Below are 20,497 nucleotides of genomic sequence, written 5' to 3'. Positions count from 1 at the left end.
CGAAGATGACGCGGCCTGGCGGCCGCTGCTACGGGGATCGCGTCCCGTAGCAGCAACTGTCTTGAAACGGTGTCGTCTGCATCGCGACTAAAGTCGGCTCCTACGCCGTACGTGGTAGGAGCCGGCCTTGGCCGCGATGCAGGCGACGCGATCGACGAGGTACACGGGACCCTGTAGCAGCGGCCGAAGGCCGCGTCAGCGGTCACATCGCCCAAGGCGTTGCACTGCGCGAATGGTTGAGGTCGGTCAGGTAGGCCGAACCGCCCAGCTGCCCCATCTGCGTGCGAATCCAGCCGGCGCGGCGGGCCACGTAGGTGCTCGGGTGACTGGCGCTCCACACGCGCGGGTTGGGCAGCACGGCGGCCAGCAGGCTGGCCTGCTGGGTGGACAGGCTGCCGGCGCCGACGCCGAAGTGGTGGCGGGCAGCTGCCTCGGCGCCGAACACGCCGTCGTCCCATTCCACGCTGTTGAGGTACACCTCGAGAATCCGCTGCTTGGACCAGAACGTCTCGATCAGCGCGGTGAACCAGGCCTCCAGCGCCTTGCGGAAGTAGCTGCGGCCCGACCACAGGAACAGGTTCTTCGACACCTGCTGGCTGAGGGTGCTGGCGCCGCGAATGGAGCCACCGCGTTCGTTGTGCAGGAAGGCCGCCTGCATGGCGTCGAAATCAAAGCCCCAGTGCTGGGCGAAGCGCTGGTCTTCGCCGGCGATGACGGCGATTTTCAGCGAGTCGGAGATTTCGTCGTAGGAGCGCCAGCTGCGCTGCAGGTCGATGGGCTCGCCGTCCATCCAGGACTCGACCTTGCGTTCCACCATCAGCATGGTCCCTGGCGGCGGCACGAAGCGAAACAGCACCACCAGCAGGACGCTGCCGACGACGAACCAGATCGCCACTTTACGCAGCAGGGTGAACACGGAATTGAGCATGGATGACTTGGCCGGGCGCATTGAGCGGGCCATTATACAGACCCTGTGCCAACGAACCGGAGTTCCTGGATGCTGCGACAATTTCTCATGCTGGCTGCCTTTTTCGGATTCACCGGGGTAGGGCTTGGCGCGTTCGCCGCCCATGGCCTCAAGGATCGTTTGAGCAGCGACTACCTGGCGGTGTTCCACACCGGGGTCAACTATCAACTCATTCACGCCCTGGCGCTGCTGGCAGTGGCCGTGCTCAGCGTGCAGGTGCCCAGCCGCCTGGTGAACGCTGCGGGAGTGATGTTCTGCATCGGTATCGTGCTGTTCTCCGGCAGCCTCTACCTGCTGACGCTCAGCGGCGTGCGCGTGTTCGGCGTGATCACCCCATTCGGTGGCCTGGCATTCCTGGTCGGCTGGGCCTGCCTGGGCATGGCTGCCTGGAACCTGGGCAAGGCGTGAGACGAATGGGCCGCGTTTGTGTTGGTCGCCAGCGGCGAACGGGCTAGAATGCCAGCCCCTTTGAAATGATGGCTGCTGCCTGCATGCACATTCAGTTGAACGGTGAATCCTTTGAATTGCCCGACGGCGAGACCGTCGCGGCGCTGTTGACCCGCCTGGAGCTGACCGGCCGCCGGGTCGCGGTGGAACTGAACCTGGATATCGTGCCGCGCAGCCAGCACGAAGCCACTGCCCTGCGCGAAGGCGACCAGGTCGAAGTGGTGCACGCCATCGGTGGTGGCTGACCGCCGCCGCCTTCCACCGCCCCTTCAACCCCCGAGAGGAACGACGATGAGCAATCCGCGTACCGACAAGCCCTTCATCCTGGCTGGCCGCACCTTCGAATCGCGTCTGCTGGTAGGCACCGGCAAGTACCGTGACCTGGAAGAAACCCGCCTGGCCATCGAAGCCTCGGGGGCCGAGATCGTCACCGTGGCGGTGCGCCGCACCAACATCGGCCAGAACCCTGGCGAGCCGAACCTGCTGGACGTGCTGCCGCCGGACCGCTACACCATCCTGCCCAACACCGCCGGCTGCTACGACGCCGTGGAAGCGGTGCGCACCTGCCGCCTGGCCCGTGAGCTGCTCGACGGCCACAACCTGGTGAAGCTGGAAGTGCTGGCCGACCAGAAAACCCTGTTCCCCAACGTCATCGAGACCCTCAAGGCCGCCGAAGTGCTGGTCAAGGACGGTTTCGACGTGATGGTGTACACCAGCGATGACCCGATCATCGCCCGCCAGCTGGCCGAGATCGGCTGCATCGCCGTGATGCCGCTGGCCGGCCTGATCGGCACCGGCCTGGGCATCTGCAACCCCTACAACCTGCAGATCATCCTGGAAGAAGCCAAGGTGCCGGTACTGGTCGACGCCGGCGTGGGCACCGCCTCCGACGCCACCATCGCCATGGAACTGGGCTGCGAGGCCGTGCTGATGAACTCGGCCATTGCCCACGCCCAGGACCCGATCATGATGGCCGGTGCCATGAAGCACGCCATCGTCGCCGGGCGCATGGCCTACCTGGCCGGCCGCATGCCGAAAAAACTCTATGCCAGCGCATCTTCGCCGCTGGATGGTCTGATCAAGTAAGAGCCACCATGACTGAACCGCAAGATACCCCGACCCCGGAAAACGACGACGTGCAGGGCGAGGGCGAGCAGCGCCAACACCGCGCCATCAAGAGCTTCGTGATGCGCGCCGGGCGCATGACCGAAGGCCAGCAGCGCGGCCTGGACCAGGGCGCGCCACTGTTCGTGCTGCCCCTGGCCGACGCGCCGGTGGACTACGACCAGGTGTTTGGCCGCAGTGCCCCGCGCACCGTGGAAATCGGCTTCGGCATGGGCCACTCGCTGCTGGAAATGGCCGCAGCCGCGCCCGAGCAGGACTTCATCGGCATTGAAGTACACCGTCCGGGCGTGGGTGCACTGCTCAATGGCGTGCTCACCCAGGGCCTGAAGAACCTGCGCGTGTACGACACCGACGCCATCGAAGTGCTCAAGCGCTGCATCGCCGACAACAGCCTCGACCGCCTGATGCTGTTCTTCCCGGACCCGTGGCACAAGAGCCGCCACCACAAGCGCCGCATCGTGCAGCCGGCGTTCGCCGAACTGGTACGCAGCAAGCTGAAGGTGGGGGGTGTGCTGCACATGGCCACCGACTGGGAGCCCTATGCCGAGTACATGCTGGAAGTGATGAACGTGGCGCCGGGGTATCGCAACCTGGCCGAAGACGGCAAGTGCGTGCCACGCCCGGCCGAGCGGCCGATCACCAAGTTCGAGCGCCGCGGTGAGCGCCTGGGCCATGGTGTGTGGGACCTGAAGTTCGAAAAGCTCGACTGATACCCCCCGTAGCAGCGGCCCCAGGCCGCGTCCGGCATCAACACGGTGTTGCGCCGGACGCGGCCTAAGGGCCGCTGCTACGGGGTTTGGTTATTTGCGGTCGGCGACTACGCCCAGTATCACCAGCACCACCAACAGCACCGGCGCCAGGCTGTAGTTGTTGAACTGGCTCAAGCCCTTCACCACCCACGGCGTGGCATAGATCAGCGCCGCGCCGCTGCCGATGCAGCACACCAGCGCCATCACCGGTACGCGCAACGCGCCGGCGATACCCCCCAGGCGGGCGTCCAGCCAGGCCTTGATATCCGCACCGAACAGCACCAGCAGGCAGCCCACCAGCGCCAGGGCGATTTCCGACAGGTTGCCACGGCTCCAGCGGGACGCCGTAGCCAGCAGGTTCAACACTAATTCCATGGTCAATCCTTAGGTCAAGAAGTACTGCAGCAGGTCGTTGAGGAACAGCTGGCCTTGGGGCGTGGCGACCAGGCGCGACGGTTCGACCTGCAAAAGGCCTTTTTGTTCGGCCTGCCGGCGCCCCTCGTCCAGGCTTTCCAGGGTCAGGCCGGTGCGTTGCGGGTACAGCTGCGCTTCCACGCCGGCAGTCAGGCGCAGGGCGTTCATCAGGAACTCGAACGGCAGCTCATCCAGCGCCAGCAGCTTCTCGCCGGCCTGGAACGGCTTGGCCGGGTTCAGGTAGTCCTTGGGCAGCCGGGTCTTCCAGGTGCGCACGATGCGCCCGTCCGGGTGGCTGAGCTTGCCGTGGGCACCGGCGCCGATGCCGATAAAATCACCGAAGCTCCAGTAGTTCAGGTTGTGCCGCGCGGCCTTGCCCGGCTGGGCGTAGGCCGACACTTCATACTGGCCGTAACCGTGCTCGGCCAACAGTGCCTGGCCGGCTTCCTGAATGTCCCACAGGGTATCGTCCTCGGGCAGCACCGGCGGCTGGTTCCAGAACACCGTGTTGGGTTCCAGGGTCAACTGGTACCAGGACAGGTGCGTGGGTTTCAGCGCGATGGCCTGGCGCAGGTCGTCCAGCGCTTCTTCCTGGGACTGGTCGGGCAGGCCGTGCATCAGGTCCAGGTTGAAGTTGTCGAAGCCCGCCTGGCGCGCCATGTCGGCGGCGCGGATGGCTTCGTCGCCGTTGTGGATGCGCCCCAGGGCTTCCAGCTTGCTGGCCTGGAAGCTCTGGATGCCGATGGACAGGCGGTTGATACCCAGCTGCCGGTAGGCGCGGAATTTCTCCTGCTCGAAGGTGCCCGGGTTGGCTTCCAGGGTGATCTCGATGTCGGGCGCGAACGGAATGCGCTGCTCCACGCCCTCCAGCAGCCGCCCTAGCGCCTTGGCGCTGAACAGGCTGGGCGTGCCACCACCGAAGAAGATCGAGCTCAGGGGGCGCCCGTAGGCGGCCGGCAGGTCGATGTCCAGGTCGGCCAGCAGCGCGTCCACGTACTCTTCTTCCGGCAGCTCCGGGCTGGCGGCGTGGGAGTTGAAGTCGCAGTACGGGCATTTGCGCACGCACCACGGGATATGGATGTACAGGGCCAGGGGCGGCAGCACGGGCAACGGCGCCCGCGGTGCTACCGAGGAAAAACCATCCTCACCGGCAAACAGCGTGGTGGTGGTCATGCAAGGCCCAGGCGTTGACGCAGGATGGCCATGGCGCGGGCGCGGTGGCTCAGCTGGTTTTTTTCCACCGGGCTCAGCTCGGCGCTCGAGCAGTCGCGCTCGGGCACCCAGAACAGCGGGTCGTAGCCAAAGCCGTGGTCGCCGCTGGCGGCGTGCAGGATGCGCCCGTGCCACAGGCCTTCGCACAAGATGGGCAGCGGGTCATCGGCGTGGCGCACCAGGGCCAGCACGCAGACGAACTGCGCGCCGCGCTCGGCGTCCGGCACGTCCTTCAGGGCGTCCAGCAGCTTGGCGTTGTTGGCCGCGTCGCCCTTGCCGTCGGCGTAGCGCGCCGAGTAGATGCCCGGCGCACCGCCAAGGAAGTCCACCGCCAGGCCCGAGTCGTCGGCCAGGGCCGGCAGGCCGGACAGGCGCGAGGCGTTGCGGGCCTTGAGGATGGCGTTCTCGACGAACGACAGGCCGGTCTCTTCCGGCTCTACCTGGCTGAATTCGCCCACCGAGCGCAGCTGCACGCTGCCGCCCAGCATGGCCTGGAGTTCCTTGAGTTTGCCGGCGTTGTGGCTGGCCAGCACGAGTTGCGTGAAGTTCATGAGTCGCCCGGGAAGAGTTCTTGGTCGAAGGTCAGGCGGTGTTCGTCACCGGCCGCCTTGACGCTCAGGTCAAAGGTATAAGTCGCGTCCTGCGGAATCTGAAACTGTGTAACGTAGGACACGGCGCCCTGTTCGGTTACCTGGGTGAAGGTCAGCTGCTCTTTCTTGCCGCCCGGCCCGCTGACGGTGCCGCTGATGGCGGCGGGGAAGGACTTGCCGGCCTTCTCCAGTGCCACGTTGAGCACGCCCAGGTTTTTGCCGCGCAGCAGCCCTGCAGCCTTGGCGATGCCTGGCTGGAGGATGCTGGAGGTGATCGCATTGTAATGCACCGTCAGCTCGCCGAACTGTTCCTGGCGGTTGTCCCTGGCCGCATCGGCGGCGAAGGCCGGCAGGGCGAGGCAGCAGGTAAGCAGGAGCAGGGCGAGCTGGCGCATGATCGATCTCCGTGGGTGGGCAGGTCACACCGCCAGGCGATGCTCCTGCAGGCCCGGGCTGTTGACCCGGTAGATGCCGATTTCACCCAACAGATTAGGCCACAGTTTGCTCGCCCAGCCATGCCTGTGCTGGTGGTCTACCGCCAGACGGTCGAGGACCTGGGCGCTGCGCTCGCGGCACAGCTCCTCGAAGTCCTCGAAGGTGCAGAAGTGGATGTTGGGCGTGTTGTACCAGGTATACGGCAGGAATTCCGACACCGGCATGCGGCCGTTGCGGGCCAGGTACCAGCGGCAGCGCCAGTGGCCGAAGTTGGGGAAGGTGATGATGCACTGGCGGCCCACGCGCAGCATCTCGTCGAGGATGCGGTCGGGGTATTCCACGGCCTGCAGCGCCTGGGTCATCACCACCACGTCGAAGCTGTTGCTGGCGAAGTTGCCCAGGCCCTTGTCCAGGTCCTGCTCGATGACGTTGATGCCCTTGCGCACGCACTCGTTGATGTTGGCGGCGTCGATTTCCAGGCCGTAGCCGGTCACCTGCTTGTTGTCCCGCAGCCAGGCCAGCAGTTCACCGTCGCCGCAACCGAGGTCGAGCACGCGGCTGCCGGCCGGAATCCAGTCCTGGATGATTTCAAGATCGGCTCTCATGGCTTCCTCAGATCGCAATTCGGTTCATGTAGCTGGTGAAGGCCTGCAGGTAGCGCGGGATCGGGATCAGGAAGGCGTCATGGCCTTGCGGGGCGTCGATCTCCAGGTAGCAGACGTTCTTGCGCGCAGCCATCAGCGCGTCGACGATCTCCCGCGAACGGGCCGGGGAGAAGCGCCAGTCGGTGGTGAACGACATCACGCAGAAGTCGGCCGTGGCGTGCTTGAAGGTCTCGGCCAGGTCGTCGCCGTGCTGGGCGGCCGGGTCGAAGTAGTCCAGCGCCTTGGTCATCAGCAGGTAGGTGTTGGCGTCGAAACGCCCGGAGAACTCCTCGCCCTGGTAGCGCAGGTAGCTTTCCACCTGGAATTCCACGCTGTGGAAGTCGTAGTTGAGCTTCTCGCTCTTCAGGCCACGGCCGAATTTCTCGCCCATGGAGTCGTCCGACAGGTAGGTGATGTGACCCACCATGCGCGCCAGCATCAGCCCGCGCTTGGGGATGACCCCGGCTTCCTGGAACGAGCCACCGTGGAACTCGGGGTCGGTGAGGATGGCCTGGCGCGCCACTTCGTTGAAGGCGATGTTCTGCGCCGACAGCTTGGGCGCCGAGGCGATGGCCACGCAATGGCGCACGCGGTCGGGGTAGGTGATGGTCCACTGCTGGGCCTGCATGCCGCCCAGGCTGCCACCGACTACGGCGGCCCACTGGTGGATGCCAAGGTAGTCGGCCAGGCGCGCCTGGCTGTGCACCCAGTCTTCCACGGTCAGCACCGGGAAATCGGCGCCAAACGGCTTGCCGGTGTCCGGGTTGATGCTGCTGGGGCCGGTGGAGCCGTTGCAACCGCCGAGGTTGTTGAGGCTCACCACGAAGAACTTGTTGGTGTCGATCGGCTTGCCGGGGCCGATGCAGCTATCCCACCAGCCGGGCTTGCGGTCATCGGCCGAGTGGTAGCCGGCGGCATGATGGTGCCCCGACAGCGCGTGGCAGATGAGGATCGCGTTGCTGGCGGCGGCGTTGAGCTGGCCGTAGGTTTCGTAGATGAGGTCGTAGGCGTTCAGCGCGCGGCCACAGGCAAGGGCCAGGGGTTCGCTGAAGTGGGCTATTTGCGGTGTGACTAAACCGACGGAATCTTCGGGGAAGACAGTGGACATCGACCCTGCTCTCGCATAAATGAGGCGTAAGTCTAAAGACCCCTGCACCCAGCGGCAAGCGGCGCCGGTGACGCGGCCTGCGGCCGCTGCTACAAGGCCTGTAGCAGCGGCCGAAGGCCGCGTCCCGGGAGGTCAGATCAGCATACGCAGGATGCTTGGCATCATGGTCATGGCGGCGAGGTTGTTGATCACCAGCATGTCCAGCAGCTTGAGCACCATGAACGCCAGGATCGGCGAGATGTCCAGGCCGCCCAGGTTGGGCAGGATGCGGCGGAACGGCGCAAGGGCCGGTTCGCAGATCTGGTTGACCAGCTCGGCGCCCGGGTTGTGGCTACCCGGCGCTACCCAGGAGAGAATCACGCTGATGATCAGCGCGTAGAAGAAGATCTTCAGGAACAGCGCGGTGACGCCAATGATCGACCAGATCAGCAGCTGCAGCGGGTTGCCGGTGGTGCCGTAGGCCAGCAGCAGGGTCAGGCCCATGACGATCAGCTGGATGACGATGGCCAGTAGCAGCGACGACATGTCCAGGCCGAACAGGCTGGGCACGATGCGGCGGATGGGCTTGAGCAGCGGCTGGGTGGCGCGCACCGCGAACTGGCTCAGCGGGTTGTAGAAGTCGGCGCGCACCAGTTGCAGCACGAAGCGCAACAGCACGATCAGCAGGTACAGGCTGCCGACGGTTTGAATGATGTAGATGCCTGCGGTGTTCAATCCGATCATGTCGGCTCCTTACTTGCCCAGTTGTTCGGCCATCTCGGCCGAGCGGTGTGCAGCGGCGCCCAGCGCCTTTTCCACCAGGGCTTCGAAACCACCGGCCTGGAACGATTTGATTGCAGCTTCGGTAGTGCCGGCCGGCGAGGTGACGCGGCGGCGCAGCTCGGCGGCGTCGACGTCGCTGGAAACCGCCATGTGCGCGGCGCCCAGGGCGGTCTGCAGGGTCAGTTTGGCAGCGGTCTCGCGCGGCAGGCCAAGCTTCTCGCCGGCGGCGGTCATGGCTTCGATCAGTAGGAAGAAGTACGCCGGGCCACTGCCCGAGACGGCGGTGACGGCGTCCAGTTGCTGTTCTTCGTCCAGCCACAGGGCGATGCCCACGGCCGACAGCAGTGCCTCGGCCTGCTGGCGTTGCTGCTCGGTGACCTGCGCGGTGGCGTACAGGCCGCTGACGCCCTGGCGCAGCAGCGCCGGGGTGTTGGGCATGCAGCGCACGATGGGCTGCTGGCCCAGCCACTGAGTCATGCTGGCGCAGGTGATGCCGGCGGCGATGGAAACCACCACCTGGTTGGGCGCAAGGCTGGGGCGCAGGGCCTCGCACACGGCCTTCATGGCCTGCGGCTTGACCGCCAGCACCACCACGTCGGCGCCTGCCACGGCCTGGCCGTTGTCGGCGAAGGTTTCGATGCCGTGTTCGGCGCTGATGCGCGCGCGGGTCTCTTCGCCCGGGTCGCTGGCGCGGATCTGCTGTGCTTCCAGGCCTTGGGCGCGCAGGCCGCCGATCAGGCTGGCGGCCATGTTGCCGGCGCCGATAAACGCAATACGAGTCTTGCTCATGTCAGGTCCTTGAGAGGTTGCGGGGGTACCCGCGCTACGGCTGCTGGCCATAGTCGCGGGCGCCGAACAGGGCAGTGCCGATACGCACCCAGGTGGCGCCTTGTGCAACGGCGGCTTCCAGGTCGTGGCTCATGCCCATGGATAAAGTGTCCAGTGGCAGGTTCAGGCTGGCCTGCAGGCTGCGCACGGTGGCGAAGGCCGCGTCTTGCTCGGCACGGTCCTGGGTAGGTTCGGGAATCGCCATCAGGCCGCGCAGTTTCAGGCGCGGCAGGGCGGCAATGGCCTGGGCCAGCGCCGGCAGGTCCGCAGGGGTGCAGCCGGACTTGCTGGCCTCGCCACTGACGTTGACCTGGATGCAGATGTTCAGCGGTGGCAGGTCGGCCGGGCGTTGCTCGGACAGGCGTTGGGCGATTTTCAGGCGATCCACGGAGTGTACCCAGGCGAAGTGCTCGGCAATGGCACGAGTCTTGTTCGACTGAATGGGGCCGATGAAATGCCAAGTCAAGGGCAGGTCGGTCAATTGCGCCTGTTTGCCCAGGGCTTCCTGCAGGTAATTTTCGCCGAATTCGCTGATTCCGGCGGCGAACGCCTCGCGAATGGCCTCGGCGGGCTTGGTCTTGCTGACCGCCAGCAGGCCGATGCTCGCAGGGTCGCGCTGCACGGCCTGTGCGGCGGCGTCGATTCGGGCGCTTACCCGTAAAACGTTGTCTGCTATCGTGGACATTAATTTGTGCCAGCGGGTCTTGGGGTCCGGGGCATTCTACCTGCTTGTCTGTTTTTGGGGAGTCTCATGGACATTACTGAATTGCTGGCTTTCAGCGCCAAGCAAGGCGCTTCCGACCTGCACCTGTCCGCCGGGCTGCCGCCAATGATCCGGGTCGATGGTGATGTACGCAGAATCAATTTGCCAGCACTGGATCACAAGCAGGTCCACGAGCTGATCTACGACATCATGAACGACAAGCAGCGCAAGGACTTCGAGGAGTACCTGGAGACTGACTTCTCCTTCGAAGTACCTGGCGTGGCACGCTTCCGGGTCAACGCCTTCAACCAGAACCGCGGCGCTGGCGCAGTGTTCCGTACCATCCCCTCCAAGGTGCTGACCATGGAAGACCTGGGCATGGGCGATGTGTTTCGAAAGATTACCGATGTGCCCCGCGGCCTGGTGCTGGTCACCGGCCCCACCGGTTCGGGCAAGTCCACCACGCTGGCAGCGATGATCGACTACCTGAACAACAACAAGCACCACCACATCCTCACCATCGAGGACCCGATCGAGTTCGTCCACGAGTCGAAGAAGTGCCTGGTCAACCAGCGCGAGGTGCACCGCGACACCCTGGGCTTCTCCAACGCCCTGCGCTCAGCCCTGCGTGAAGACCCGGACATCATCCTGGTGGGCGAGATGCGCGACCTGGAGACCATCCGCCTGGCGCTGACCGCGGCCGAGACCGGCCACCTGGTGTTCGGCACCCTGCACACCACCTCGGCGGCCAAGACCATCGACCGGGTGGTGGACGTATTCCCGGCAGAGGAGAAATCCATGGTCCGCTCCATGCTCTCCGAATCGCTGCAGGCGGTGATCTCCCAGACCCTGCTGAAGAAAATCGGCGGTGGCCGTGTGGCGGCGCACGAAATCATGATCGGCACCCCGGCCATCCGCAACCTGATCCGCGAGGACAAGGTGGCGCAGATGTACTCGTCGATCCAGACCGGCGGTGCGCTGGGCATGCAGACCCTCGACATGTGCCTCAAGGACCTGGTGGCCCGCGGGCTGATCGGCCGCGAGGCGGCGCGCGAGAAGGCCAAGACCCCCGACAATTTCTGACCGCTGGACGCGAGGTGTAGGCCATGGAATTCGAAAGGCTGTTGAAACTGATGGTCGACAAGGCCGGTTCCGACCTTTTCATCACGCCAGGCCTGCCACCCTCGCTCAAGGTGCACGGCAAGATCATGCCGGTCACCAAGAACGCCATGAGCCCCGAGCAGGTGCGCGAGGCCGTGCTGGGGCTGATGAGCGAGCCCCAGCGGCTGGAGTTCGCCGAGCACCGCGAGTGCAACTTCGCCATCCACGCCCGCGACATCGGCCGCTTCCGCGTCAGCGCGTTCTGCCAGCGCAGCCTGCCGGCCATGGTCATCCGCCGCATCGAAAGCCGCATCCCCACCTTCGATGAGTTGAAACTGCCCGACACCCTCAAGGGCCTGGCCATGCTCAAGCGCGGCCTGGTGCTGGTGGTGGGGGCGACGGGCACCGGCAAGTCCTCGACCCTGGCGGCGATGATCGACCACCGCAGCAAGCACAGCAGCGGCCACATCATCACCATCGAGGACCCTATCGAGTTCCTCCATGAACACCAGAACTGCATCGTCACCCAGCGCGAGGTGGGCATCGACACCGACTCGTTCGAAGTGGCGCTGCGCAACACCCTGCGCCAGGCGCCGGACGTGATCATGATCGGCGAGGTGCGCAGCCGCGAGACCATGGGCCAGGCCCTGAGCTTCGCCGAGACCGGCCACCTGTGCGTGGCCACCCTGCATGCCTCCAACGCCGACCAGGCGCTGGAGCGGGTGATCAGCTTCTTCCCCCAGGACCGCCACACCCAGGTGTGGATGGAGCTGTCGCTGAACCTGCGCGCCATCATCGCCCAGCAACTGGTGCCCACCCCGGATGGAACTAGTCGGCGTGCCGTGGTCGAAATCCTGGTGAATACGCCGCTGATGGCCGACCGCATTCGCCGGGGCGAGGTGCCGGGGCTGAAAACCCTGATGCGCCGCACCAACGACCAGGGCATGCGTACCCTGGACCAGGCGTTGTACGAGTTGTACCGGGAGAAGGCGATCAGCTACGAGGACGCGCTGGCGTACGCCGATTCGGCGAACGATTTGCGGTTGATGATCAAGCTGGAGTCGAGCACGGGCGCGGAGCCCAGGGAGGGGTTGAACCTGGCGCCGGAACGGGGCCCGACGCCAGGGTCACGGTGAATCAGCGCTGGACCACGCGCATGGCCTGGTCCTTTGGCAGGACGCGCTTGGCAACAACGTAGTGTTCCTGCCAGTACGGCTTGTTCAGGGTATCGATGGTCACCGACTTGCCGCGACGCGGCGCGTGGATGAAGCGATCGTTGCCCAGGTAGATGGCCACGTGGTTGACCCGGCGGCTCTTGATGTTGAAGAACAGCAGGTCGCCCGGCTTCAGGTCCTTCTGGTCCACCTTCTGGCCGTGGCCGGCGGCCATGGCGTTGGAAGTGCGCGGCAGGTCAACCGCATGCACGTCGTTGAAGGCGTATTTCACCAGCCCGCTGCAATCGAACCCTTTACTTGGGCTGCTGCCGCCCCAACGATAGGGAGTACCCAGGACGTTGACCGCGCGCGACAGCACTTCGCTGCTCTGCTTGGGCGACATCTGGGCCACGGCCTTGGCCGCCGGGCTGTTGCTGCTGCCGCTGTTGCGGCCGTGGCGGTTGCGCCCCGACTGCTTCTTGCTGCGGCTGGTGGATTTGCTGGCCAGCACCTCGGTACGTTCTACCGGGGTGGATGTATGTTCTGCTGCGCCGGTCTTGGCAGCGTGACCGGTGAAGCCGGCGGGTAGTCGTTGCTCACGATTGGTGGCGTGGGCGGCCAGTGGCAATAAAAGGCAGATGGTTAGCCATGTCTTCAAAAATGGACGCATTCGGCAAGGCTCTTGTGGGTAAGCGCGCAACTTTATAACAGCTTTTTGATCAGTTTTTAACCCGCTGGTCGGCAGTGATCCTGATCGAAAAGTGATCAATCTACGGCAAATTCCCACAATTTTTGCGTGGAAGTCAGGCGGGGCAAGGGTTTGCTCGACTCGGTGGTCACACAACCACACGTCGGCACGGGACAAAAAAGTCACATAAATGTTTAGAAAATTTAATTATCAGAGGGTACGAAGCCGCTCATGAACAGCTATCAGCAAGACAGCCAGTACCAGGACACCCACAGCGTGGTGCTGGGTTACCTGTTGTGGATTTTCGGTTTTACCGGGTCGCATCGCTTCTATTACGGCAAGCCGATCACCGGCACGTTGTGGTTCTTTACCTTCGGCCTGTTCGGCATTGGCTGGCTGATCGACCTGTTCCTGATACCAGGGATGGACCGCGAGGCGGACATGCGTTTCTTCGCCGGCCCCACCGACTACAGCGTGGCCTGGATCCTGTTGACCTTCCTGGGGGTGTTCGGGGTGCATCGCATGTACCAGGGCAAATGGATCAGTGGCCTGATCTACCTGCTCACGGGCGGGTTCTTCCTGATTGGCGTGCTGTATGACTTCTGGACGTTGAATGACCAGATTTCGCTGAAGAACGCGCAGAACCGATAAGCAGCGGCGCCTGGGGACGCGGCCTGGCGGCCGCTGCCACAGGGATTTGCGTCAGCCGTTGTGGGCGATGTGGCCGTCCACCAGGGTGTAGCGCACCACGCCCGGCAGGGTATGGCCGATGAACGGGCAGTTGTCGCCCTTGGACAGCCAGCGCTCGCCCGCCACGGTGGACACGTTGCGGGCGAACAGCACCAGGTCGGCCGGGCCACCCACTTTCAATTCGCCTACCGGCAGGCGCAGGGCCGCGGCCGGGCCGCTGCTCAGGCGTGCCAGCAGGGTGGGCAGGTCCAGCAGGCCGTCTTCCACCAGGGTCAGCGCCAGTGGCAGCAGCAGCTCGACGCTGCTGATGCCCGGCTCGGTGGCCCCGAACGGCGCCAGCTTGGCGTCGCGCTCGTGGGGCTGGTGATGGCTGGAAATGGCCTGGATCACCCCGGACCTGACCCCCTCACGCAGGGCGTCGCGATCGGCGCGGGTGCGCAGCGGCGGCTGCACGTGGTACAGGCTGGAGAAGTCGATCAGCGCCTCGTCGGTGAGGATCAGCTGGTACAGCGCCACATCCGCCGTCACCGGCAGGCCACGGGCGTGGGCCTGGGCAATCAGCTCCACGCCACGGGCGCTGGTCAGCTGGCTGAAGTGCGCGCGCACGCCGCTCTGTTCCACCAGCAGCAGGTCGCGGGCCAGGGCCACGGTCTCGGCGGTTTCCGGAATACCGGCCAGGCCCAGGAAACTGGCGGTGGGGCCTTCGTGGGCCAGGCCACCCTGGGCCAGGTCGCGGTCCTGGGAGTGGAACACCACGGTCAGGTCGAAGGTGGCGGCGTATTCCAGCGCCCGGCACAGGGTGCGGGTGTTCTGGAAGCTTGCCAGGCCGTTGCCGAAGGCCACGCAACCGGCGTCACGCAACGCCACCAGCTCGGCCAGCTGTTCGCCTTCCAGGCCCTTGCTCAGGGCGCCGATGGGGAACACCTTGGTGTGGCCGGCCTCGCGGGCGCGGTCCAGGATCAGTTCGGCCACCGCCGGGGTGTCCAGCACCGGCCTGGTGCGTGGCGGGCAGCACAGGCTGGTGGCGCCACCGGCGGCAGCGGCGCGGGTTTCGCTGGCGATGGTGCCCTTGCGGCTGTAGCCCGGCTCGCGCAGGGCCACGCTCAGGTCCACCAGGCCCGGGGCGGCAATCAGGCCCTGGGCTTGCAGCACCTGGCTGGGCACGAAGCCTGCGGGCGCGGCGCCCATGGCCAGCAGCTTGCCTTCGCTGATGTGCAGGTCGCAGACCTGGTCCAGGCCGGTGGCCGGGTCGATGACGCGAGCGCCGAGGATACTGAGGCTCACTGGGCGTTCTCCTGGTCGAGTTGACGCTGGGCATTCTGGCCGCTCATGGCCATGGACAGCACGGCCATGCGCACGGCGATGCCATAGGTGACCTGGTTGAGGATGACCGAGTGGGCGCCATCGGCCACTGCCGATTCTATTTCCACGCCGCGGTTGATCGGCCCGGGGTGCATCACGATGCAATCGGGCTTGGCGCCGGCCAGGCGCGCGGTGGTCAGGCCGAACAGGCGGTAGAACTCACCCTCGCTGGGCAGCAGGCCGCCGGCCATGCGCTCGCGCTGCAGGCGCAGCATGATCACCACGTCGACGTCCTTGAGGCCCTGGGCCAGGTCGGTGTACACCTTGACCCCGTATTGCTCCACGCCAACCGGCAGCAGGGTCTTGGGCGCCACCACGCGGATGTCCGGGCAGCCCAGGGCCTTGAGCGCGATCATGTTCGAACGTGCCACCCGCGAATGCAGGATATCGCCGACGATCGCCACCGACAGGTGCTCGAAGCCGCCTTTGTGCCGGCGGATGGTCAGCATGTCGAGCATGCCCTGGGTGGGGTGCGCGTGGCGGCCGTCGCCGCCGTTGATGATCGCCACCTCCGGGCACACGTGCTCGGCGATGAAGTGCGCGGCGCCGGAATCGGCGTGGCGCACCACGAACATGTCGGCGGCCATGGCCTCCAGGTTGCGCAGGGTGTCGAACAGCGTCTCGCCCTTGCTGGTGGAGGACGTGGACACGTTCAGGGTGATGACGTCCGCCGACAGCCGCTGGGCCGCCAGCTCGAACGTGGTGCGGGTGCGCGTGGAGTTCTCGAAAAACACGTTGCACACGGTCTTGCCGCGCAGCAGCGGGACCTTCTTGACTGCCCGCGCGCCCACTTCCAGGAACGAGTCGGCGGTGTCGAGGATCTCGGTCAGCAACTCGCGGGGCAGGCCGTCGAGCGAAAGGAAATGGCGCAGCTGGCCCTGGTCGTTGAGCTGCAGCGGGCGCTTGGCGTCGATAGGCGTCATCACGGGAACTCTCAAAGGGCGGAGGCGAGGTCCTGGCGCTCGAGGGCGAGCGGGGCGGGCCCGGTCAGTTTGATCCGTTGGTGCGGTGCCAGCGACAGGGTGGCGCCGACGACGTTGGGGCGAATCGGCAGCTCGCCGGCGTCCAGGTCCAGCAGGCTGACCAGGGTCACGCTGGCCGGGCGGCCGTAGTCGAACAGTTCGTTGAGGGCGGCGCGCACGGTGCGGCCGCTCATCAACACGTCATCCACCAGCACCAGGTGCTGGCCTTCGATCTCGAACGGCAGGTCCGAAGGGCGCACTTGCGGGTGCAGGCCGTTCTGGCTGAAGTCGTCGCGGTAAAAGGACACGTCGAGGGTGCCCAGCGGCGCGTCCTTGCCCAGGGCGTGCAGCAGGGCCTGGGCCACCCACACACCGCCGGTGCGGATGCCGATGAAGCGCGGCTCGGCGATGTTGCGCCGGGCCAGGTGCGCCGTGAGGTCGGCCGCCATCTGGCTGATCAGCTGGGCGGGGTTTGGAAGGCTCATGACTTGCTCCTTGAGAGACCGGGCGGCGCGCGCCCGGCGGTGCAACGGGGATGTTCAGGCACCGAACTGGCCGGCGTGCTCCTCCAGCCAGCCCTGCAGCAGCAACGCCGCGGCGATGGCGTCCACCGGGTTGTCGCGGTAGCTGCCTTTCTGGCCGCCACGGTCGCGGCGCTGGCCCTTGGCCTCGAAGGTGGTCAGGCGCTCGTCGTGGGTGTGCACCGGCAGGTTGTAGCGGCCGTTGAGGCGGCGGGCGAACTTCTCGGCGCGCTCGCACATCTCGCTGGGGGTGCCGTCCATGTTCAGGGGCAGGCCGACGACAATGGCGTCGGGCTTCCACTCCTTGATCAGGGCTTCCACCTGGTTCCAGTCGGGCACGCCGTTCTGGGCCTTGAGGGTGCACAGCTCGCGGGCCTGGCCGGTGATGACCTGGCCCACGGCGACGCCGATCTGCTTGGTGCCGTAGTCGAAGCCCAGCAATAGACGAACCTGGGCCATCAGGCGTGCCCCGCCTGGTTGGTCAGCAGGCTGAGGTTGACCCCCAGCAGGGCGGCGGCGGCGCTCAGGCGCTGCTCGCTTTCCATGCCGAACAGGATGTCGGCGTCGAACGGGCAGGTCAGCCAGGCGTTCTCGGCCAGTTCGGCCTCCAGCTGCCCGGCTTCCCAGCCGGCGTAGCCCAGGGTGATCAGGCTCTGCTTGGGCCCCAGGCCGTCGGCGATGGCGAACAGCACGTCCTGGGAGGTGGACAGCGAGATGCCGCCCAGGTCCACGGTGGCCTGGTAGGTCGGGCCGCTGGGGTGCAGCACGAAGCCGCGGTCGGTCTGCACCGGGCCGCCACTGTAGATGGGGATGTGCTGGCAGCTGGCGGGCGGGTCGACGTCCGGGCGCAGTTGCTCGAGGATATCGGCCAGGTTCAGCTCCTGGGGCCGGTTGACCACCAGACCCATGGCGCCATTGGCCGTGTGCTCGACGATGTAGGTCAAGGTCTGCGCAAAGTTCGGGTCCGCCATGTGGGGCATGGCGATCAGGAATTGATGCTTGAGGTAACTCGGATCGACGTTCTTCATGGCCTGTAGTGTGGCGCCGCCCAGGCGGGCTGACAAGCCGACTTTCAAGACTGTTTTCGTGCCAATCAGTTGCTGGAAAGACGATCGCCCTTGGCAAAGCGCCAGGTACGGATGATTTCCAGGCGGTCGACGTCCGACAGGTCGCCGGTGAACGGCGCGAACGGCGCGGCCAGGCGCACGATGCGCTGGGCGGCCTGGTCCAGCAGCGGCTGGCCGGAAGACTCCAGCACCATCACGTCGTACAGCGAGCCGTCGCTGTTGATCGAGACCATCAGCCGCAGGCTGCCGTAGATCTGCTGGCGGCGGGCTTCCTCGGGGTAGTTGAGGTTGCCGATGCGCTCGACCTTCTTGCGCCAGTCGTCCTTGTACCAGGCACCCTTGTCATGCATGGTCGAGGCGGCCGTCAGGCGGTGGATGCGCGGGCGCTTGGCATACAGCTGCTGCTCGTGGGCCAGCTCGGCCTCCAGGCTGGAGATCTCGCTGGACAACTTGGTGCTGTCGAAGTCGGGGGTAGCCTTCTGCGGCTGGGCCTCCTGCTTGACTGCGTCGCGACGGGTGTCGACCTTCTGCGGCTTGGGCGCCACGGTGGTCACGGCCTTTTTCACCGGCGCGGTCTCGGGCTTGACCTCGGGCTTGGCCACGGGCGGTGGGGTGACCTTGTTGATGACGTTGTCCTGGAACGGCGCCACCTCGGTGGTCTTGGGCAGTGCCTTCTTGTCCAGGGTGCCGCTGCCTTGCTGGTTGTCCTGGGCCAGGTAGTCGGCCTTCTTCGGCGCCTTGGCATCCTTGAAGGTGGACAGGGTGATTTCCAGGGTCTGGCGGATTTCCGCAGGCTTGACCATGGTGAAGCTCACACCCAGGATCACCGCCACGTGCAGCAGGGCGGCGACGAACAGCGTGAAGCCGAGCCGGTCCGCCGGGCGCACGGAAGCACGGGAATACTTGGCAGGAAGATCGGTTACGGCAGTCATCGGGTATCCGGCAGTCATGCGGCGCGGGGGTCAGTCCGCCAGCGCACGCCCCACAGCTGAAAAAGGGCGTGCATCATAACGCACTGGGCGGAAAAACCCCCGGCTTGTCGCTCAGCGGGCCTTGAGCTTGCGATCGATGGCATCCATCAGCTGGCCGCCGATGTTGGTGCCGAACGCAGCGTCGATCTCGCGGATGCAGGTAGGGCTGGTGACGTTGATCTCGGTGAGGTTTTCACCGATCACGTCCAGGCCCACGAACAGCAGGCCCTTGGCGCGCAGGGTGGGGCCCACCTGCTCGGCGATCCAGCGGTCCTTGTCGCTGAGCGGGCGCGCCTCGCCACGGCCACCGGCGGCCAGGTTGCCACGGGTCTCGCCGGCGGCGGGGATGCGCGCCAGGCAGTAGGGCACCGGCTCGCCGTCGATCATCAGGATGCGCTTGTCGCCGTCCTTGATGGCTGGCAGGTAGCGCTGGGCCATGATCTGCTGGGTGCCGTTGGCGGTCAGGGTCTCGAGGATCACCGACAGGTTGGGGTCGCCCGGGCGGTGCCGGAAGATCGAGGTGCCACCCATGCCGTCCAGCGGCTTGAGGATGACGTCGCCGTGCTCGGCGGCGAACTCGCGCAGGATGTCGGCGCGGCGGCTGACCATGGTCGGCGGGGTCAGCTGCGGGAACAGCGTGGCGAACATCTTCTCGTTGCAGTCACGCAGCGATTGCGGCTTGTTCACCACCAGCACGCCGTCGTTCTCGGCCTGTTCCAGCAGGTAGGTGCTGTAGACGAACTCCAGGTCGAAGGGCGGGTCCTTGCGCATCAGGATCACGTCGAGGTCGGCCAGCGGCGCGTCCACTTCGGATTCGAACTCGAACCAGTGCTCGGGGTTGGCGAACACTTTCAGCGGGCGCATGCGCGCGCGGGCCTGGCCCTTGGCCTGGTAGAGGTCCTGGATTTCCATGTGGAACAGGGTCCAGCCGCGCTCCTGGGCAGCCAGCAGCATGGCCAGCGAGCTGTCCTTTTTGTAGGAGATTTCGGCGATGGGGTCCATGACAATGCCGAGGCGTACGCTCATGGGAAGCTCCTTTGGGCGGCTTGGGCCGCCGTGGACAGGTCTTGAAAAGTGGCGTCAGGGTGGCGCCGACGGGCCGCCGGGTCAAGGGGGCGCTTGATGGAATGCACCGAGCGAGTGTGCTAAAAAGGCTTGTTGATGTGGGAGCCGGTTCCCGGCCAGTTTTTCAGCCTTCCAAAGCAGACCCTTATGGAACAGCACCACGCAGCGCTCAAGGTCATGGTCATCGACGACTCCAAGACGATTCGTCGCACCGCCCAGATGCTGCTCGAAAACGTCGGCTGCGAGGTCATCACGGCCACCGACGGCTTCGATGCATTGGCCAAGATCGCCGACAATCATCCGCGTATCATCTTTGTCGATATCATGATGCCGCGCCTGGACGGTTACCAGACCTGTGCGCTGATCAAGAACAACAGCGCGTTCAAGGCCACCCCGGTGATCATGCTGTCGTCGCGCGACGGCCTGTTCGACAAGGCCCGCGGGCGCATCGTGGGCTCCGACCAGTTCCTGACCAAGCCCTTCAGCAAGGAAGAACTGCTGGGCGCCATCAGGGCGCACGTACCGGGCTTCGCCGCCGCGCACTAATCAATGAAATGGGGAACACCATGGCTCGTATTCTGATCGTCGACGACTCGCCGACCGAAATGTACAAACTGACCAGCATGCTCGAGAAGCACGGTCATGAAGTGCTCAAGGCCGAGAACGGCGCCGATGGCGTGGCCCTGGCCCGCCAGGAAAAGCCCGATGCGGTGCTGATGGACATCGTCATGCCTGGCCTCAACGGCTTCCAGGCCACCCGTCAGTTGCACAAGGACGCCGAAACCGCGCACATCAAGGTGATCATCATCACCACCAAGGACCAGGAGACCGACAAGGTCTGGGGCACCCGCCAGGGCGCCAAGGACTACCTGACCAAGCCGGTGGAAGAAGAAACCCTGATCAAGACCCTGAACGCCGTGCTGGCGGGCTGA

Annotated in this window: 27 protein-coding genes; 9 read left to right on the top strand and 18 right to left on the bottom strand. The window is 65.5% G+C overall.

All coding sequences use genetic code 11. From position 1 onward, the window contains the following. Positions 1 to 202: 202 nt before the first annotated feature. On the bottom strand, positions 203 to 928 hold the full coding sequence (gene mtgA, locus AC0Z2B_RS25035; RefSeq protein WP_476300198.1) for a monofunctional biosynthetic peptidoglycan transglycosylase: 726 nt from the start codon (positions 926 to 928) through the stop codon (positions 203 to 205). Between the two features lie 69 nt (positions 929 to 997). Between mtgA and AC0Z2B_RS25030 the strand changes: the two genes are divergently transcribed. The 4 genes from AC0Z2B_RS25030 to trmB all read left to right on the top strand — a co-directional run bounded on the left by AC0Z2B_RS25030 (position 998) and on the right by trmB (position 3,249). Next, on the top strand, positions 998 to 1,375 hold the full coding sequence (locus AC0Z2B_RS25030; protein WP_416427361.1) for a DUF423 domain-containing protein: 378 nt from the start codon (positions 998 to 1,000) through the stop codon (positions 1,373 to 1,375). An 83-nt stretch (positions 1,376 to 1,458) separates the two neighbouring features. Continuing rightward, positions 1,459 to 1,659: a sulfur carrier protein ThiS gene (thiS, locus tag AC0Z2B_RS25025; RefSeq protein WP_416427360.1), complete on the top strand. Its 201-nt coding sequence runs from the start codon at positions 1,459 to 1,461 to the stop codon at positions 1,657 to 1,659. 46 nt (positions 1,660 to 1,705) lie between these two features. After that, positions 1,706 to 2,500: a thiazole synthase gene (locus AC0Z2B_RS25020; RefSeq protein ID WP_416427359.1), complete on the top strand. Its 795-nt coding sequence runs from the start codon at positions 1,706 to 1,708 to the stop codon at positions 2,498 to 2,500. A 101-nt stretch (positions 2,501 to 2,601) separates the two neighbouring features. After that, a complete protein-coding gene (gene trmB, locus AC0Z2B_RS25015) occupies positions 2,602 to 3,249 on the top strand; it encodes a tRNA (guanosine(46)-N7)-methyltransferase TrmB (protein WP_476300196.1) in 648 nt (215 codons plus the stop codon). A 90-nt stretch (positions 3,250 to 3,339) separates the two neighbouring features. On the opposite strand, the gene AC0Z2B_RS25010 is transcribed toward trmB, so the two are convergent. From AC0Z2B_RS25010 to AC0Z2B_RS24970, 9 genes are all read right to left on the bottom strand, one after another. Beyond that, a complete protein-coding gene (locus AC0Z2B_RS25010) occupies positions 3,340 to 3,663 on the bottom strand; it encodes a DUF3392 domain-containing protein (protein ID WP_416427358.1) in 324 nt (107 codons plus the stop codon). Between the two features lie 9 nt (positions 3,664 to 3,672). Beyond that, positions 3,673 to 4,875, bottom strand: a complete 1,203-nt coding sequence (gene hemW / locus AC0Z2B_RS25005; RefSeq protein WP_476300166.1) for a radical SAM family heme chaperone HemW — start codon at positions 4,873 to 4,875, stop codon at positions 3,673 to 3,675. Then, positions 4,872 to 5,465, bottom strand: coding sequence for an RdgB/HAM1 family non-canonical purine NTP pyrophosphatase (gene rdgB / locus AC0Z2B_RS25000; protein ID WP_416427355.1), 594 nt, complete (start codon positions 5,463 to 5,465; stop codon positions 4,872 to 4,874). The genes hemW and rdgB overlap by 4 nt, the downstream gene beginning before the upstream one ends. Beyond that, positions 5,462 to 5,899 carry a DUF4426 domain-containing protein gene (locus AC0Z2B_RS24995; RefSeq protein WP_416427354.1) on the bottom strand — a complete coding sequence of 146 codons (438 nt, stop codon included), beginning with the start codon at positions 5,897 to 5,899 and terminating at the stop codon, positions 5,462 to 5,464. Before AC0Z2B_RS24995 ends, rdgB begins: the two co-directional genes overlap by 4 nt. A 24-nt stretch (positions 5,900 to 5,923) precedes the next feature. Beyond that, positions 5,924 to 6,544 carry a methionine biosynthesis protein MetW gene (metW, locus tag AC0Z2B_RS24990; protein WP_416427353.1) on the bottom strand — a complete coding sequence of 207 codons (621 nt, stop codon included), beginning with the start codon at positions 6,542 to 6,544 and terminating at the stop codon, positions 5,924 to 5,926. Positions 6,545 to 6,551: 7 nt separating this feature from the next. Further along, positions 6,552 to 7,691 (bottom strand): homoserine O-succinyltransferase MetX, encoded by a 1,140-nt coding sequence (gene metX / locus AC0Z2B_RS24985; RefSeq protein ID WP_476300163.1) that lies wholly within the window; start codon positions 7,689 to 7,691, stop codon positions 6,552 to 6,554. A 132-nt stretch (positions 7,692 to 7,823) separates the two neighbouring features. Continuing rightward, a complete protein-coding gene (locus tag AC0Z2B_RS24980) occupies positions 7,824 to 8,414 on the bottom strand; it encodes a YggT family protein (protein ID WP_473004770.1) in 591 nt (196 codons plus the stop codon). 9 nt (positions 8,415 to 8,423) lie between these two features. Further along, positions 8,424 to 9,242, bottom strand: coding sequence for a pyrroline-5-carboxylate reductase (proC, locus tag AC0Z2B_RS24975; protein ID WP_476300161.1), 819 nt, complete (start codon positions 9,240 to 9,242; stop codon positions 8,424 to 8,426). Between the two features lie 34 nt (positions 9,243 to 9,276). Then, on the bottom strand, positions 9,277 to 9,966 hold the full coding sequence (locus tag AC0Z2B_RS24970; RefSeq protein ID WP_476300159.1) for a YggS family pyridoxal phosphate-dependent enzyme: 690 nt from the start codon (positions 9,964 to 9,966) through the stop codon (positions 9,277 to 9,279). A gap of 66 nt (positions 9,967 to 10,032) precedes the next feature. On the opposite strand from AC0Z2B_RS24970, the gene AC0Z2B_RS24965 reads away from it, so the two are divergent. Together AC0Z2B_RS24965 and AC0Z2B_RS24960 are read left to right on the top strand one after the other, a co-directional pair. Then, positions 10,033 to 11,067, top strand: a complete 1,035-nt coding sequence (locus AC0Z2B_RS24965; protein ID WP_476300157.1) for a type IV pilus twitching motility protein PilT — start codon at positions 10,033 to 10,035, stop codon at positions 11,065 to 11,067. A gap of 23 nt (positions 11,068 to 11,090) precedes the next feature. Continuing rightward, positions 11,091 to 12,221: a PilT/PilU family type 4a pilus ATPase gene (locus tag AC0Z2B_RS24960; RefSeq protein ID WP_476300155.1), complete on the top strand. Its 1,131-nt coding sequence runs from the start codon at positions 11,091 to 11,093 to the stop codon at positions 12,219 to 12,221. A gap of 1 nt (position 12,222) precedes the next feature. Here the strand turns inward: AC0Z2B_RS24960 and AC0Z2B_RS24955 are convergent, their stop codons facing one another. Continuing rightward, positions 12,223 to 12,909, bottom strand: a complete 687-nt coding sequence (locus tag AC0Z2B_RS24955; protein ID WP_416427345.1) for a C40 family peptidase — start codon at positions 12,907 to 12,909, stop codon at positions 12,223 to 12,225. A 249-nt stretch (positions 12,910 to 13,158) separates the two neighbouring features. Between AC0Z2B_RS24955 and AC0Z2B_RS24950 the strand changes: the two genes are divergently transcribed. Then, positions 13,159 to 13,578, top strand: a complete 420-nt coding sequence (locus tag AC0Z2B_RS24950; protein ID WP_416427344.1) for an NINE protein — start codon at positions 13,159 to 13,161, stop codon at positions 13,576 to 13,578. A gap of 51 nt (positions 13,579 to 13,629) precedes the next feature. Here the strand turns inward: AC0Z2B_RS24950 and AC0Z2B_RS24945 are convergent, their stop codons facing one another. The 7 genes from AC0Z2B_RS24945 to gshB form a co-directional block, all read right to left on the bottom strand. Beyond that, complete coding sequence (locus AC0Z2B_RS24945) at positions 13,630 to 14,901, bottom strand: dihydroorotase (protein ID WP_476300153.1); 1,272 nt, start codon at positions 14,899 to 14,901, stop codon at positions 13,630 to 13,632. After that, on the bottom strand, positions 14,898 to 15,902 hold the full coding sequence (locus AC0Z2B_RS24940; protein ID WP_473006913.1) for an aspartate carbamoyltransferase catalytic subunit: 1,005 nt from the start codon (positions 15,900 to 15,902) through the stop codon (positions 14,898 to 14,900). Before AC0Z2B_RS24940 ends, AC0Z2B_RS24945 begins: the two co-directional genes overlap by 4 nt. A gap of 11 nt (positions 15,903 to 15,913) precedes the next feature. Further along, on the bottom strand, positions 15,914 to 16,426 hold the full coding sequence (gene pyrR / locus AC0Z2B_RS24935) for a bifunctional pyr operon transcriptional regulator/uracil phosphoribosyltransferase PyrR (RefSeq protein WP_476300151.1): 513 nt from the start codon (positions 16,424 to 16,426) through the stop codon (positions 15,914 to 15,916). A 54-nt stretch (positions 16,427 to 16,480) separates the two neighbouring features. After that, positions 16,481 to 16,921 (bottom strand): Holliday junction resolvase RuvX, encoded by a 441-nt coding sequence (gene ruvX / locus AC0Z2B_RS24930; protein ID WP_416427340.1) that lies wholly within the window; start codon positions 16,919 to 16,921, stop codon positions 16,481 to 16,483. Continuing rightward, positions 16,921 to 17,490, bottom strand: a complete 570-nt coding sequence (locus AC0Z2B_RS24925) for a YqgE/AlgH family protein (RefSeq protein ID WP_416427489.1) — start codon at positions 17,488 to 17,490, stop codon at positions 16,921 to 16,923. Before AC0Z2B_RS24925 ends, ruvX begins: the two co-directional genes overlap by 1 nt. Before the next feature lie 65 nt (positions 17,491 to 17,555). Then, positions 17,556 to 18,461 (bottom strand): energy transducer TonB, encoded by a 906-nt coding sequence (locus tag AC0Z2B_RS24920; protein ID WP_416427339.1) that lies wholly within the window; start codon positions 18,459 to 18,461, stop codon positions 17,556 to 17,558. Between the two features lie 111 nt (positions 18,462 to 18,572). Beyond that, positions 18,573 to 19,526, bottom strand: coding sequence for a glutathione synthase (gene gshB, locus AC0Z2B_RS24915; RefSeq protein ID WP_416427338.1), 954 nt, complete (start codon positions 19,524 to 19,526; stop codon positions 18,573 to 18,575). A 186-nt stretch (positions 19,527 to 19,712) separates the two neighbouring features. Here gshB and pilG point away from each other — a divergent pair, with 186 nt between their 5' ends. Continuing rightward, entirely contained in the window at positions 19,713 to 20,111 is a 399-nt protein-coding gene (gene pilG / locus AC0Z2B_RS24910; protein ID WP_476300149.1) for a twitching motility response regulator PilG, read from the top strand. 20 nt (positions 20,112 to 20,131) lie between these two features. Then, positions 20,132 to 20,497, top strand: coding sequence for a twitching motility response regulator PilH (pilH, locus tag AC0Z2B_RS24905; RefSeq protein ID WP_416427336.1), 366 nt, complete (start codon positions 20,132 to 20,134; stop codon positions 20,495 to 20,497).

It is taken from the genome of Pseudomonas sp. GYB4201, from assembly GCF_056312595.1.
Note: the sequence above shows the minus strand (reverse complement) of the source record. Positions and strands in the feature narration are given on the sequence as shown.